Here is a 13,981-nt window from a genome sequence, read left to right on the forward strand (position 1 = left end):
AACGCGCTGATCTTCGCCCTCGTCGGCCAAGTCGCAGCCGAAGCCGGCGTGCTGCTGATCATCATGTCTGCGGGGCCGGGCTGAGCGCCGTCCCGAAAAATCGACTTCGGCAGCGGGCTGTTAAGGGTGCGGGCCAGACGCTCAAGCAGGGCACGCTCATCAAGTCGATCCGCCTGACCGGCGACCCGCAGGAGATCGACTGCAAGTTCCCGGGGATCAAGGGGCTGGTGCTGCGCGCCGAGTTCGTGCGCAAGCGCTAACCCGAACAGGGCACGGCCGCGGTGCGGAACGCTCCCGCGCCTGCATCGTTAAGACTGCGGGAGGGATAACCGGAGCAGTCCTGTGCCACAGACCCGAACCGTTATCGCCGTTGCCCTTGCCGGGACGATCGCCCTCGGAACACTGGCCGGGGCCACGATCCCCACCCGGATGACATCGAAGGATGCGGAGGCGGAGATCGCTCTTTCCGCTCCGCCGTCACTCGATGGGCGCGACTACTACGTCGAACCCACACCGCAGGACCTCTCGCCTCCTCAGGACATGTCGACGCCGCCGGGTGGCTATGCCTGGGACGTCTACCGCCCCGGCGCCGCTGCCTACGATGTGCAGATGTCCTCGCCGGTCGATCCCTATACTTATGCCTATGCCGACGAGAGCGCCGCGCTGGACGGCGAAGTAAGCGCCGCGAGCTACGAGCCCTCAGCCCAGACCCACGCGCCCGCGCAGGGCGCCAGTTCCGCCGAGGCCCAGGCCGCGCAGGCTGCCGAAGTAGCCGAGGAAGTGCGCGAGGCCGAGCAGGCGCCCTCCTCTTCCACGCTTTGATGGCGCGTGCGTTCTAGCGGGCCGTGCGCGGCTGCCGTTCGGTCCAGGCGCAACCCTTGCGCGTCTCCGATCCGATCTGCATCGTGGCGATGAACGGGTACCGGGCATCAGACATGCCGTCGGTGCATGCGCCGGGGCTCACCGCCAGCGTGAAGTCGCCCGCGGCAAGCCTGCCGCTGAACGACATGCCCCCGCGCCCCGCAAAGCGGCTCGCAGTTACCGTCTCTCCCGTCGCGTTCTCCGGCGTCGTGTAGGTTAGGCTGTCCGCCTGGACGTGACCGCCCCAGAACGGCTCCGTTCCAAGGAAGTGGACGGTCTCGTCAGCCGCGATGCCATCGAACGGGCGGCGGTTCGCAGCATCGCCCGGCACCTGCTCACTGGCGGAATGGCATGCTGCAACCGCGAGCACCGTCAAGGGAAGGGTCAGTCGAAGCAGGGTGGAGCGGTCCATGGCCTTGTCTAGCGCGGTTGCGCGCAATCGAACAAGCGAAGACGCACGCGAGCATCGCCGTTCTTCCCGACCGACTCGCGCAAAACACCGGCCGCGCGCCGGCATTTTACTCGGCACGTCGATTTTGTCGGAAATGGTCATCTCGGTATCTGCTCAAAAAAGCAGCAGAAATTTGCGGAGTTGCGAATTATGCAACAGCAGGTTCCCCAATTGGAATTGCGTTACTGTCGCTCGCACGCTTTTGCTGCGTCGCAACAAGACAGGGCGCTCAAGGCGAACTTCCTGTCGAACCAGACTAAGGGATTTTGCCATGTTCAAGACCGTTCTCGCCACTGCCGCTGTCGCTCTCCTTGCCGTTCCCGCCGTCGCTTCGGCCGACGAAGCGCGCGAATTCTCGCACGAGGGCGTGAACTACGCCTACACCACCGAGCAGAAGGGCAAGGTCACCGTGATCAACGGCGCGACTTCGGCCGGCGTGCCTTTCCGCCTCTACGTCAAGGGCGACCGCGTTTCGGGCACCTACAACAGCCGCAACGTCTCGTTCTCGACCGCCGAAGCTGCCAAGCTGAACCTCGGCCAGTAATCGGCAGACCAAACGCGCAGCTGCGCGTCCGGGCACTCTCCTCTCTCCCAACGCCCGGGCGAAGCAGCGCGGACAGGGCGCCGTCCCCCTCGAGCGGGACGGCGCCCTTCTTGCGTCCGCGCCGCACGGCGTTAAGCGAGGCGTCAGGCACTGGTCGCTAGCTGCGGTGGCAGGGGACGGTCACACACACTTCGGAGGTATCCATGGCTGCGGGCAAGCTCGTCCTGCTGCTGGTCGCAGGCGCTGTCGCCGGTGCGGCGTTCGCGGGCATGACGACAGGGACGATGCGCAGCTATGGCGGCAGCTCCCGTGACGGAGAGCACGCCGCCCGGGCGGAAGCGCCTCGCGCGGACGAGGGTGCCTCGTCTTACGCCGCTGCTCCGCCCGCGCGGCAAGGCTGGCTGGAGGAGGGCGTGTCCATGCTCGATTCGCCCGCGTGGCCCTTCGGGCATGGTTACGAGGAGAGCTACGAAGAGGCAGGGCCTCCCGCCTATGCCGCGCCACAAGGCTACGAGGCCTATCCGCCGCCCGGTTACGGCCCGCGCCCGCACTATGAGGACGAACCCGGCGACGTGGACCGGTACGCAGAGGATGGCCACAGCGCGCCTGCTGTCGCTCCAAGGATGCCGCCTGCCTATGGCACAGGGCGGCGGATGCAGGAACCGCTTGAGCAGCCCCCCGCCGCCCGGCGCGGCGATGCGGCATCCGCTGCGGCAGCTCGCGCTGCTGATGCGGCACAGGACGTGATGGTGGCAGAAGACGGCCTGTAAGCCGCTCCTGCACAACCGACGGGCAAGGCCCCTACCCGCCCGGAGATCAGCGCTCGTTGGCGGAGAGACGGTCGAAGTTGGCCTGCACCGCGCGGCGGTAATGCTTCAGCGTGCGGCTGAACACAGTGCTCGGATCATGGCCCAGCTGTCCCCAGGCGAGCGCGAAGCCAAGCTCCCAGCCGGCCCAGACCTTTTCCGCCACCATCCGCACCATTTCGTCGCCGGCGCCCGGATCGCCCTGTCCGATGCGGGCCGCGCGCAATGCGATCACCGAACCGGCTTCCACCCAGAGCGCGCCAGCCGCGTCGAGCAGCGCCGCAGGACCGGCGAAGATGGCGGCGTCCGCTGCGGCTGTGGCGGCGGCTGTTGCACTGTCAGTAATGGCGGCAGCTTCGGATTTCATCGATGCAAGGCTCCTCGCACCCGGCCCCTGCGCGGGGATCGCGCAAGGTGCTGCGGGCACCGACCGTCCGGGTCATCCTCTTGAAATGCTTCTCACGGCGCTGGCCGCGCCGGGTAGCGCGCGGCCCATAGCCCATCGCGCCGCAGTCCCCAAGCACTTACGTCTGCATCGCCATCATGCCAGCGTGGCGAATATCTCCGCCTCGATCACCCACTCCCCGCCCAGCTGCCGCCACTTTGCGACGTAAGTGCCCGAAGCGGAAGGACCGGCGGAAGTGCCCTGCCAGCGCCCGTGCTCCATCGCGATCGGCTCGACCGGGGAGACGGTCACGCTTTCCGGTGTGCGCACGTAGACCATGCGGTCGGCTTGCGCGAACTCGCGCCGCCACACCTTCACTTGCGCCATGCGACCCGAGATGACGGCCGAATCGCTGCCAGTCACCATGACGCAGTCGCGTGCGAGGATCGGGGCGATCGCCTCGGCATCTCCGGCGGCGATGGCGCGGTTGAAGGCCGCCCGCCGGGTGCGGACCGCAAGTTCCTGCGCCGCGCTCATGCCGGCACCGGAGAAGCCGCAGCCTCCCCGACCACGGTATTCCAGCGACGCACCGTCCAGCGCTCGACAAGGCCCTCGCGAACATAGGGGTCAGCGAGGGCGAAAGCCTCGGCAGCAGCCGGCCCATCGCCGGCGAACAACAGCATGGCGGTGTCGACGGGATCGTCCAGAGCGCCCCCAAGCAGGAGCTCGCCGCTGTCGACCGCCCGCCAGGCGAGCGCGAGATGCTCGGCTCGCCAGGCAGGCCGCCGCTCCAGATAGTCGGACGAGAGGTGATAGGTCAGGATGTAGTGGTTCATGCCCCTATCCTGCCCCGCACGCCCGCCTGGCGGAAGCCCTCAGGAACAGTTCTCGACATAGGCGAGCACCGGCATCTCGCCGACGTGGATCAGACCCACCTTGCCGTTGCCGTCGATCTCGAAGCGCAGCGCCGATTCGCCCGGCCGGGCATTCGGCGCCGTCAGGTACTTGGCCGGAGCAGCCTGATACTTGTGCCCTTCCTCGCGGAAGCCCGGGAACGCCTTCTTCACGTCGGCCTCGGAAGCGCCCACGCCGATTCCTTCCGCAAGCTTCACGTTCGAGCGCTGACCGATGGTGATGCGGCGCACCTTGCCGCCTTCGACGATGGCATGGACGCCGGGATGGTCGGGCGAGCTGACGACGCGACAGCTGTCGCTCTCCTGCGCACCGCGCTCTGCAAAGGAACTGCCGCGCGGCACCGGCTGCCCGATCTTCAATTCGCCCAGCCCTTCGAGACCGAGGACCGCCGGAGAGGCAGCGCCGCTTTCGCTGACGCCCGCGAGCGGAGCCTCGGTGACGGAGCCTGCGGAGGCAGGCCCCGCGTCGATTTCCGGCCCGATCGTCTCGGAAGCAGTAGGGGAAGGCTGCTCGCCCTGCGACGAACAGGCGGCAAGCGAGAGGAAGGCGATGGCGCCCAGCGATGCGATCTGTCTCATGCGCGTAAAAACACGCGGGCCGCCACGAAGGTTGCATTGCGGCATCGGTCGCCAGGGCGCACAGCCCCTACGCTTTCAGCCTCTCGATCGACGCCATGGCCGCTGCGGGCGCGCGTTCCTTGGCTCCGTTGATGAAGAAGGCGAAGACCTCCCGCCCATCCGCGGCCCAGCCTTCGAGGCGCCGGGCCCAGTCGTCCAGCTCCGCGTCGGGGTAGCCCTGCTCCAGTTCGGCGCGGGCATTCTGCAGGCGCGCATAGATGAAGGGAGCGCTCTCCACCGCATCGAGGACGGGGTACTTGGGGCTGTCGGCCAGCACCACCGCCACTTTCGCCTCGGCGCAAAGGGCGTAGAAGGCGGGGTCGTCGAAACTCGCGTGGCGCGCTTCGATGGCGTGGCGGATGGCCACACCTTCATGGGTGCCGGGCAGCAGGGCAAGGAAGGCGGCGATCTCGTCGGCGTCGAATTTCTTGGTGGCGGCGAGCTGCCAGTTGATGGGGCCCAGCCTGTCCCCCAGTTCCACCAGCCCCTGCGCCAGGAAGTTTTCCACCCCTTCCCCCGCCTCGGCAAGGTTCCTGCGGTTGGTGCAGTAGCGGCTGCCCTTGAGCGCGAAGACGAAGCCGTCCGGCACCGCTTCGCGCCACTTCGCGAAGCTGGCCGGGCTCTGGCGGCGGTAGAAGGTGGCGTTGATCTCGGTCGCGGTGAGGTGCTCGCCCACATAGGCAAGCTCACGCGCATGAGGCAGGCCCTTGGGATAGAAGGTCTCGCGCCAGGGCTCGTAAGTCCAGCCGCCGATCCCGATGCGGACCTTGCCTGTCACTTCGTCTTCTTCCGGGCGAGGCGACGCCGGTTGGCCGTGACCTTGCGCCGATAGTGGGAGACCGCCGCCTGCGGCGAGACCATGCCGCCCATCGCCATCTGCATGCCGAGGTCAGCCGCGGCCTTCACTTTCTCGGAGACCATCAGCGCATTCTCCCGCTCGCTGCCGCGCCCGGTCATCATGTCGGATGTACGCATGCCGATTACCATCATCGATTCGGCCCAGAGCCAGTAACTGTCGTGCGTAAGCTTGAGCCAGTCGGCAGCGTGGTTCTTCATGAGGTCTCCTCGCGATCGGGGCACGCTACCACCGTTCGTCGCCTCCGCGAAGGCGAAGCCCCATCCGGTGGCATGACGATAATGCGCCAGACCATCGGAAGGGTCCCGCACCTCGCGCAGGTGCGAGGCGAAAGCGGTCAGTCGTGCTCGCGGCCCCCCGCGCCCATGTAGAGTTCGCTGCCGGTGTCTTTGAACACGCGGCTCATTTCCCGCATTCCGGCCTCCGCTTCCTCGGCGGCGAGGAACCGGCTGCTCGGCTGGTTCTGCGTGGCGGCGAAGTCGCGCACTTCCTGGCTGATCTTCATCGAGCAGAACTTGGGGCCGCACATCGAGCAGAAGTGCGCCGACTTCGCGCCTTCGGCCGGAAGCGTCTGGTCGTGGTACTGCTCGGCCGTGTCGGGATCGAGGCTGAGGTTGAACTGGTCGCGCCAGCGGAACTCGAAGCGGGCCTTGCTCAGGGCATCGTCGCGGACCTGTGCGGCGGGGTGGCCCTTGGCGAGGTCGGCGGCGTGAGCGGCAAGCTTGTAGGTGACCACGCCCACCTTCACGTCGTCGCGGTCGGGCAGGCCGAGGTGCTCCTTGGGCGTCACGTAGCAGAGCATCGCGGTGCCGTACCAACCGATCTGGGCGGCGCCGATGCCGCTGGTGATGTGGTCGTAGCCGGGCGCGATGTCGGTGGTGAGCGGGCCCAAGGTATAGAACGGCGCTTCGCCGCATGCCTCGAGCTGCTTTTCCATGTTTTCCCTGATCTTGTGCATCGGCACGTGGCCGGGACCTTCGATCATGACCTGGACATCCTGCGCCCAGGCGCGCTTCGTCAGTTCGCCCAGCGTGTAGAGCTCGGCGAACTGCGCCTCGTCGTTGGCGTCGTAGATCGAGCCGGGGCGCAGGCCATCGCCCAGCGAATAGGCGACGTCGTAGGCCTTCATGATCTCGGTGATCTCGTCGAAACGCTCGTAGAGGAAGCTCTCCTTGTGATGGGCAAGGCACCACTTGGCCATGATCGATCCGCCCCGGCTGACGATGCCGGTCATGCGCTTCGCCGCCAGCGGCACGAAAGGCAGGCGCACGCCTGCGTGGATGGTGAAGTAGTCCACCCCCTGCTCGGCCTGCTCGATCAGGGTATCGGCAAAGATCTCCCAGGTCAGGTCCTCGGCGATGCCGCCGACCTTCTCCAGCGCCTGGTAGATGGGCACGGTGCCGATGGGCACAGGGCTGTTCCGGATGATCCATTCGCGGGTGTCGTGGATGTTGCGCCCGGTGGAAAGGTCCATGACGGTGTCCGCGCCCCAGCGGATCGCCCAGACCATCTTGTCAACCTCGCTCGCCACGTCCGAGGCGACGGCGGAGTTGCCGATGTTGGCGTTGACCTTGACGAGGAAGTTGCGCCCGATCGCCATCGGCTCGGCTTCGGGATGGTTGACATTGCTGGGGATGATCGCCCGCCCCCGCGCCACTTCGTCGCGCACGAATTCAGGCGTCACATAGTCCGGGATCGAGGCGCCGAAGCTCTCGCCAGAGCGGTTGTACGCGGCAAGGCGCGCACGGCCGAGGTTCTCGCGCTCGGCCACGTACTCCATCTCGGGCGTGACGATGCCCTGCCTCGCATAGTGCATCTGCGACAGGTTCATGCCGGGGCGCGCGCGCAGCGGTTTCCTCAGCGCAGTGGGGAAAGGCGGGACGCCGCCCGACCGGTCCGGTCCGAGCTGGCCGTTGTCCTCGGGCTTCACTTCGCGCGGCTCGTATTCCTCGACGTCGCCGCGCGCGAGCTGCCAGGGCCGGCGCAGCGCAGGAAGCCCCGCCGAAATGTCGATGCTGGCCTGCTCGTCGGTATAGGGGCCGGAAGTGTCGTAGACGCGCACCGGCGGCTCGCCGCTGGAGGGCTCCAGATGGATCTCGCGCATGGCCACGCGCAGGGCCGGGTTGCCTTGCGCGGGGACATGGATCTTCCTCGATCCGCGTATCGGGCCTGTCGTGACGCCGATCTCGAGCTTGGAACTGATGTCAGCCATGGATGCCTCTCTTCTTTCCATGGGACGGAAAAAGAGACGGATTGCGGGCCGGAAAAATCGCACTCAAGGCCGCGTCCACTCCCTCCGCCCGTATTAACGGGTTCAGGTTCGACGGGTCTTGTGGAGCATACCCACAACTCTCAGCCCAGGGTCCGGCGCTCTTTCAAGCAGGGACCCTGCTAGGCTCCCCGGGGTGGCGCGATGATAGACGCGCTCGCGGCGGCGGTCTAGGGGGCCACTGGCTATGCCGATGCTCTATCGCCTGGACGCGACCGCGCGCGACGTGGCCCTGGTCTTCGGGGCCGAGGCGCGCGAAGACCCATGGGCGGGGGGCCATGTGGCGCCGGGCGGCTTCGCGCCGGTGATCACCGCCGGGCGCGAGGCGATCGCCGGACCCAGGCCCGGCGGCCTGGCCCCTAGGCGCATGACGCCGCGCCTGTGGGGCGTGCCGCCGCCGCCCTCCGTTCCCCATTCCGGCATGAACGGTTCGCGCCACGGCATCCTGTCGGTCCGCAATCTCGACAGCCCGTTCTGGATCGGCAACCTTCGCAACAGCGAGTTCCGCTGCCTCGTCCCCGCGACCGCCTTCATGGAGTGGGGACGCCCTTCCCCGGTGGACGGCAAGCGCCGCCAGTCATGGTTCGCCTGCGCCGACCAGCCGATCTTCGCCATGGCGGCGGTGTGGAAGGACAGCGAAGTGCCGTCCTTCGCGCTTCTCGCCTGCGAGGCGAACGCGGCGCTGAAGGCGGTTGGCCGCGAGACGATGCCCGTCATCCTGCCGCCCCAGCCGAAGGCCTGGGCGCTGTGGCTGAACGGCGGATGGGACCGGGCGAAGGGACTGGTGGCGCCTTATTCCTCGTCGCTGATGACGCAGCGGGCCTGAGCGGCACGGGACTCGCGTTGAGGGCAGCGCGGCACCGGACGCACGCCGAGGGCAGGGGCATTTAAGGACTGCGGCCGGTCTTGTGGCGGGCGGGCGGCGACGCCATCTGGTCTCCATGCCCGCACCACTGGATACGCTGCTTTCCGAAATTCGTGCCTGCCGCCTGTGCGAGACCGCGCTGGGGTTCGAGCCGCGCCCGTTCGTCGCGGCCAGCCCCACGGCACGCATCCTGATCATCGGGCAAGCGCCGGGCAGCAAGGTTCACGCCAGCGGGATCGGCTGGGACGACGACAGCGGCGACCGCCTGCGTGACTGGCTGGGGCTGGACAAGGCCACGTTCTACGACACGGCGAAGATTGCGCAGATGCCTTCGGGCTTCTGCTATCCGGGAAAGGCGAGCGGGGGCGACAAGCCTCCCCGTCCGGAATGCGCGCCGCGCTGGCATGCGCCGCTGCTGGACCGGATGCCCGAACTTCGCCTCACGCTGCTGGTGGGGCAATACGCGCAGAAACGCTATCTGCCGCGCGGCTTCGCACCCAACCTGACGGAAGCGGTCAGGCTATGGCGCGAGACGCCCGAGGGTTTCTTTCCCCTGCCCCATCCCGCCTGGCGAAGCCGGCTGTGGATGGCGAGGAACCCGTGGTTCGAAGCGCAGGTCCTGCCCGACCTGCGCCGCCGCGTTCACGATGTCCTCGCCCTTGCCTGACGTCAGAAGGTGTAGGCGACGCCCGCGCCGAAGGCCCACTGGTCCGCATCGCCGCGGATCGAGGTGAAGGGCGTGTCCTTGCCGTCGTTCAGCATCTTCGAATAGTTCGCCACGCCGAACACCGCCCAGCCGCCGGAGCGCAGGTCGCCGGAAAGGTCGTAGCCGAGCAGCAGCGTGGCGCTGCCCGTGTCCCAGCCGCCCTCTGCGCCGTAAGTGGGCAGCCCGCTGCGCGCGCTCTGCTCGGGCGTGACGGAATAGTAGTAGCTGGCGTAATCGTCGTCGACATGGCGGGCGCTGACGGCCACCGTTGCCAGCAGCGCGGGGCTGAGCGGCGTGGTGTAGCTCACCACCGGAGTATAGGTCATGCCCGAGTATGCACCCGCCACGTCCCATTTCACGTCGGTGGTGATGCTGAGCGAATCGTAAGGGCTCAGCAGCCGGTAGAACGACACGCCCGCGCTGACGCCCACTTCGACCGCGGTGTCGAGCTTGCCGGCGGCGCGGACCACGTCGTCCTTGATCTGGTTGCGGCGGTTGAACGAAGCCGTGGCGACGGGGCCCAGCGTAAGGCCGACCCGGGCGTCCTTCGCATCGGGCACGAAGTCCAGCGCCACGCCGCCGAGACGCGGGTTGATGTCGACCCCCCAGACCGAACCACGCACGATCGGCACCGGGCTGACGACGTAGTCGTCCGAGCCGCGATAGCTTGGAACGTAGCCGGCGCCCACGCCCACGGTGATGTGGTCGCGATCGAAGACGTTGTCCTCGGGCGCTTCCTGCGCAAGCGAGGGAGCGGCGATGAAGGCTGCCGTGGCGGCAAGCAGCGTGGCGGTCGAACGAAAACGCATGGTATTCCCCTGAAACTCTTGTGCAGCGCGCAACGCGCATCTGTCCCTGCGGTTGCCGCGAGCGAGCGCGACGAAGATTTTGTTCCTGAAGCCTAAGCTATCCGGCGGTTCAGGGCGCCTCTTGCGGCAGGGTCTCGTTTCCTTCGCCCAGCTTGCGCTGCATCAGGAACACGTCGATCCACTGCCCGTGCTTCCATCCGGCCCCCGCCAGCGTACCGACGGGGAAGAACCCGGCGCGGGCGTGAAGGACCACCGAGGTCGGTTCGGAGGCGGCGATCACCGCGAAGGCCTGGCGGAAACCCCGGCTCTCGCACTCGAACAGAAGCGCGCTGAGCAATGCGCTGCCGATGCCCCGCCCCACGCTGTCCGGGCGGACGTAGATCGTCGTCTCCACGCTGTAGCGATAGCCGACGCGCGGGCCGTAGCGCTGGGCGAATCCGAAGGCGAGCACGCGCCCCTCGTCGTCGCGGGTGACGAGAAAAGGGTATCCGGCCTCGATCCTTTCGGCGAGGCGGCGGCGCGTTTCGTCAACGTCCGGCGGGACGGTCTCGAACGTCGCCGTGCTTTCCAGCACGTAATGCGCATAGATTTCGGTTATCGCACCTGCATCGTCGAGCGATGCGTCGCAAATGGTCAGGGCCCCTGTCATCGTGACCAACATGCTACAAAGCGGGCAAGCTGCCAAGTTGCAGCAATCGTTCGCAGCCCCTAAGCGAGGCAGGAGATGCTGCAAACTTCCGCCGAAAAGCCAAACGAGCCCCATACCGGCACGCTGTCCTGCGATCTCGCGGTGCTGGGCGGCGGGCTGGCTGGCGGCCTGATCGCGCTTGCGATGACCGCGCATCGGCCCGAACTATCGGTCATGGTGATCGAGCGCGGGGAGAAGCTGGGCGGCCATCACGTCTGGTCCTTCTTCGCCAGCGACATCGCCGCCGGCGGCGAGGCGCTGGTCGAACCCCTGATCGCGGCGCGCTGGGACGACTACCTCGTGCGCTTTCCGGGCGCGGCGGAGCGGCGGCTCGGCACCCCCTATCGCAGCGCCACGAGCGCAAGGCTGGATGCGGCCGTGCGCGCGGCGCTTCCGGCAGAGCGCATCCTCACCAGGGCCGAAGTGGTGGACGCGCAAGGCCGCAAGGTGGTCCTCGCCGATGGGCGGGTGATCCGCGCAGGCGGCGTGATCGATGCGCGCGGGGCACAGGGGCTGGCGCATATGGCGGGGGGCTGGCAGAAGTTTCTGGGCCACACGCTGACCCTTGCCGCGCCGCACGGCCTGAGCGCGCCGGTGGTGATGGACGCGACGGTGGACCAGGTCGACGGTTACCGCTTCGTCTACTGCCTGCCCTTCTCGCCGACCGAAGTCTTCGTGGAGGACACCTACTATTCCGACACCCCCGCACTCGACGTGCCGGTGCTTCGCGCCCGCATCCGCGACTACGCGTCGAGGGCGGGCTGGGAGGTAGAGCGCATCGCCTACGAGGAGACGGGCGTGCTTCCCGTGATCGCCACGGGGGACTTCGAGGCATTCTGGCGCTCGGGCGGCGAAATCGCCCGTGCCGGCACGCGCGCCGCGCTCTGCCATCCGCTGACATCCTACTCGATTCCCGATGCGGTAAGATTCGCGCTTTACCTGACCACCCTCGACAACCTCTCGGGCGAGAGACTAGGAACGATCAGTCATGAATGGGCCGCACAGCACTGGCGCGATGGGCGCTTCTACCGGATGTTGAGCCGCATGCTCTTCGGCGCCTCCGACGGGCCCGACCGCTGGCGCATGCTGGCGCGCTTCTACACCCTGCCCGAAGCGCTGATCGAGCGTTTCTATGCCGGTCGCTCCACCCCCTCCGACATGGTGCGCGTGCTGGCGGGCCGGCCGCCCGTCGCCGTGGGCGCGGCGCTTGCCAGCCTTGCGGGCCGCGGAAGACCGCTGGCCGACCTTGGCCGCGGCGAAGGAGCACGCGCATGAAGAAGGCCTGCGTCATCGGCGCCGGGTTCGGCGGCCTCTCGCTCGCGATCAGATTGCAGAGCGCGGGGATCGCCACCACTCTGGTTGAAGCGCGCGACAAGGTGGGCGGCCGCGCCTACCAGTGGGAGCGCGAGGGCTTCACCTTCGACGCTGGCCCCACCGTCGTCACCGACCCGGACTGCCTGCGCGAACTGTGGGCGCTGTCGGGAAGCGACATCGGCGACGATGTGACGCTGGTGCCGGTATCGCCCTTCTACCGCCTCAACTGGACCGACGGCGTCGTCTTCGACTACGGCAACGACGAGGCCGCGCTGCGCCGCGAGATCGCCCGCGTCAGCCCCGAGGATCTTGCCGGCTACGAGGATTTTCTGCGCTATTCCGCCGGAGTCTGGCAGGAAGGCTACGTCAAGCTGGGGCACGAGGCGTTCCTCGATTTCGCCAGCATGATCAAGGCCGCCCCGGCGCTCGCCCGCTACCAGGCCTGGCGCTCGGTCTACTCCATGGTCTCGCACTTCGTGAAGGACGAGCACCTGCGCCAGGCGCTTTCGTTCCACACCCTGCTGGTGGGCGGCAATCCCATGAGCACCAGCGCGATCTACGCCCTCATCCACAAGCTGGAGAAGGACGGCGGGGTGTGGTGGACCAAGGGGGGCACCAACAAGCTGGCGCAGGGAATGGCGAACCTGTTCCAGCGGCTTGGCGGAACCCTGCGCGTGGGCGACAAGGTGCGCGAGGTCCACACCATCGGTGACCGCGTGACCGAGGTCGAGAGCGAGAGCGGCTGGCGCGAGCGGTTCGACGCGGTCGCGTCCAACGGCGATCTCGTCCATACCTACGCCACCCTGCTTGCCAACACGCCGCGCGGGCGCGAGATGGCCAAGTCGCTCAGGAAGAAGCGCTTTTCCCCCAGCCTCTTCGTGGTGCACTTCGGGCTGGACGGCACATGGCCGGGCATCCCGCACCACACCATCCTGTTCGGCCCCCGCTACAAGGGCCTGCTCGACGACATCTTCGAGCATGGCGTGCTCCCGCGCGACTTCTCGATCTATCTCCACCACCCGACGGTGACCGACCCTTCCATGGCGCCTCCGGGCAAGAGCACGTTCTACGCCCTCGTGCCGGTGCCGCACATGGGCAAGCTGCCGATCGACTGGGCGGAAGTGGGCCCGATCCTGGAACAGCGCGTGATCGCCGAAGTGGGCCGCCGCCTGATTCCCGACATCGAGGACAGGATCGTCACCCGCTTCCACTATGCCCCGCCCGATTTCCGCACGGATCTTGGCGCCTACAACGGCAACGCCTTCAGCCTCGAGCCGCTGCTGACGCAAAGCGCCTACTTCCGCGGCCACAACCGCGACGACAAGCTGAGGAACCTCTATCTCGTGGGTGCGGGCACGCATCCGGGCGCCGGGATTCCCGGCGTGGTCGGCAGCGCCAAGGCCACCGCGAAGCTCATGATCGAGGATCTTCGGTGACACCGAGCCCCGCTGCCCTGCTCAACGCGCTGCGCAGCGCGTGGGGCTGGACCGGCGTGGAGTTCGCCGAAGTGATCGCGCACAGCCTGATGGGCCACATGCTCGTCACCGACCGGCATGGCGCGTTCCACTACCTCGATCCCGACGTCGGCGCCGTCATCGCGCTCGGCGACGAGGCCGCGGCGCGTGCGCACATGGCGCTCGAGGAAACGCAGGTGGTCTGGCAGGCCGACGCCCTCGTCAGCGCCGCCGCCGCGCGCCTTGGGCCCCCGGCCATGGGCGAGGTCTACAGCCTCCGGCCACAGGCGCTGATCGCCGGGGACTATTCGCCCGACATGCTCATCCGGATCGACCTCGTCGATCTCATCTACCTGTCGGGCGACATCGCCCGGCAGATCCGCGACCTGCCCGACGGCGCTCCCGTCCGGCTCCGCTCCTCCACTGAAGGTATCGACTGAA

General features: G+C 67.7%; 19 protein-coding genes. 9 read left to right on the top strand and 10 right to left on the bottom strand.

Annotated features, from left to right (window positions below; genetic code table 11):
• On the top strand, positions 1-260 hold a 260-nt coding region (locus tag GR702_RS22430; protein WP_237449803.1), incomplete at its 5' end, for a PhnA domain-containing protein.
• 82 nt (positions 261-342) lie between these two features.
• The gene (locus GR702_RS18485) at positions 343-822 is read left to right on the top strand and encodes a hypothetical protein (protein WP_160987187.1); all 480 of its coding nucleotides are present in this window, start codon (positions 343-345) and stop codon (positions 820-822) included.
• Between the two features lie 13 nt (positions 823-835).
• Here the strand turns inward: GR702_RS18485 and GR702_RS18490 are convergent, their stop codons facing one another.
• Positions 836-1,273: a COG3650 family protein gene (locus GR702_RS18490; protein WP_160987188.1), complete on the bottom strand. Its 438-nt coding sequence runs from the start codon at positions 1,271-1,273 to the stop codon at positions 836-838.
• A gap of 310 nt (positions 1,274-1,583) precedes the next feature.
• On the opposite strand from GR702_RS18490, the gene GR702_RS18495 reads away from it, so the two are divergent.
• The gene (locus GR702_RS18495; protein WP_160987189.1) at positions 1,584-1,856 is read left to right on the top strand and encodes a hypothetical protein; all 273 of its coding nucleotides are present in this window, start codon (positions 1,584-1,586) and stop codon (positions 1,854-1,856) included.
• A 203-nt stretch (positions 1,857-2,059) separates the two neighbouring features.
• A complete protein-coding gene (locus GR702_RS18500; protein ID WP_160987190.1) occupies positions 2,060-2,626 on the top strand; it encodes a hypothetical protein in 567 nt (188 codons plus the stop codon).
• Between the two features lie 46 nt (positions 2,627-2,672).
• Here GR702_RS18500 and GR702_RS18505 read toward each other — a convergent pair whose 3' ends face one another.
• The 7 genes from GR702_RS18505 to thiC form a co-directional block, all read right to left on the bottom strand.
• On the bottom strand, positions 2,673-3,029 hold the full coding sequence (locus tag GR702_RS18505) for a hypothetical protein (RefSeq protein WP_237449804.1): 357 nt from the start codon (positions 3,027-3,029) through the stop codon (positions 2,673-2,675).
• Positions 3,030-3,203: 174 nt separating this feature from the next.
• Positions 3,204-3,584, bottom strand: a complete 381-nt coding sequence (locus GR702_RS18510) for a YybH family protein (protein ID WP_160987191.1) — start codon at positions 3,582-3,584, stop codon at positions 3,204-3,206.
• Positions 3,581-3,883, bottom strand: coding sequence for a YciI-like protein (locus tag GR702_RS18515; RefSeq protein ID WP_160987192.1), 303 nt, complete (start codon positions 3,881-3,883; stop codon positions 3,581-3,583). The genes GR702_RS18510 and GR702_RS18515 overlap by 4 nt, the downstream gene beginning before the upstream one ends.
• Before the next feature lie 39 nt (positions 3,884-3,922).
• Complete coding sequence (locus GR702_RS18520) at positions 3,923-4,540, bottom strand: hypothetical protein (RefSeq protein ID WP_160987193.1); 618 nt, start codon at positions 4,538-4,540, stop codon at positions 3,923-3,925.
• A 67-nt stretch (positions 4,541-4,607) separates the two neighbouring features.
• Positions 4,608-5,357, bottom strand: a complete 750-nt coding sequence (locus GR702_RS18525) for a DUF72 domain-containing protein (protein WP_160987194.1) — start codon at positions 5,355-5,357, stop codon at positions 4,608-4,610.
• A complete protein-coding gene (locus tag GR702_RS18530) occupies positions 5,354-5,635 on the bottom strand; it encodes a hypothetical protein (RefSeq protein WP_160987195.1) in 282 nt (93 codons plus the stop codon). Before GR702_RS18530 ends, GR702_RS18525 begins: the two co-directional genes overlap by 4 nt.
• A 137-nt stretch (positions 5,636-5,772) precedes the next feature.
• On the bottom strand, positions 5,773-7,647 hold the full coding sequence (gene thiC / locus GR702_RS18535) for a phosphomethylpyrimidine synthase ThiC (RefSeq protein WP_160987196.1): 1,875 nt from the start codon (positions 7,645-7,647) through the stop codon (positions 5,773-5,775).
• A 244-nt stretch (positions 7,648-7,891) separates the two neighbouring features.
• Between thiC and GR702_RS18540 the strand changes: the two genes are divergently transcribed.
• Entirely contained in the window at positions 7,892-8,530 is a 639-nt protein-coding gene (locus GR702_RS18540; protein ID WP_237449805.1) for an SOS response-associated peptidase family protein, read from the top strand.
• 115 nt (positions 8,531-8,645) lie between these two features.
• Positions 8,646-9,236, top strand: a complete 591-nt coding sequence (locus GR702_RS18545) for a uracil-DNA glycosylase family protein (protein ID WP_160987197.1) — start codon at positions 8,646-8,648, stop codon at positions 9,234-9,236.
• Between the two features lie 2 nt (positions 9,237-9,238).
• Here the strand turns inward: GR702_RS18545 and GR702_RS18550 are convergent, their stop codons facing one another.
• Together GR702_RS18550 and GR702_RS18555 are read right to left on the bottom strand one after the other, a co-directional pair.
• On the bottom strand, positions 9,239-10,084 hold the full coding sequence (locus GR702_RS18550) for a MipA/OmpV family protein (protein WP_160987198.1): 846 nt from the start codon (positions 10,082-10,084) through the stop codon (positions 9,239-9,241).
• Positions 10,085-10,193: 109 nt separating this feature from the next.
• Positions 10,194-10,733, bottom strand: coding sequence for a GNAT family N-acetyltransferase (locus GR702_RS18555; RefSeq protein WP_160987199.1), 540 nt, complete (start codon positions 10,731-10,733; stop codon positions 10,194-10,196).
• Positions 10,734-10,808: 75 nt separating this feature from the next.
• Here GR702_RS18555 and crtY point away from each other — a divergent pair, with 75 nt between their 5' ends.
• Genes crtY through GR702_RS18570 form a run of 3 tightly spaced genes read left to right on the top strand, consistent with a single transcriptional unit; the run spans position 10,809 to position 13,980 of the window.
• The gene (crtY, locus tag GR702_RS18560; RefSeq protein WP_160987200.1) at positions 10,809-12,047 is read left to right on the top strand and encodes a lycopene beta-cyclase CrtY; all 1,239 of its coding nucleotides are present in this window, start codon (positions 10,809-10,811) and stop codon (positions 12,045-12,047) included.
• Entirely contained in the window at positions 12,044-13,522 is a 1,479-nt protein-coding gene (locus GR702_RS18565) for a phytoene desaturase (protein WP_160987201.1), read from the top strand. The genes crtY and GR702_RS18565 overlap by 4 nt, the downstream gene beginning before the upstream one ends.
• Positions 13,519-13,980 (top strand): hypothetical protein, encoded by a 462-nt coding sequence (locus GR702_RS18570; RefSeq protein ID WP_160987202.1) that lies wholly within the window; start codon positions 13,519-13,521, stop codon positions 13,978-13,980. The genes GR702_RS18565 and GR702_RS18570 overlap by 4 nt, the downstream gene beginning before the upstream one ends.
• Position 13,981 lies beyond the last annotated feature (1 nt).

Origin of the sequence: Novosphingobium silvae (assembly GCF_009856825.1) — a bacterium.
Taxonomy (GTDB): domain Bacteria; phylum Pseudomonadota; class Alphaproteobacteria; order Sphingomonadales; family Sphingomonadaceae; genus Novosphingobium; species Novosphingobium silvae.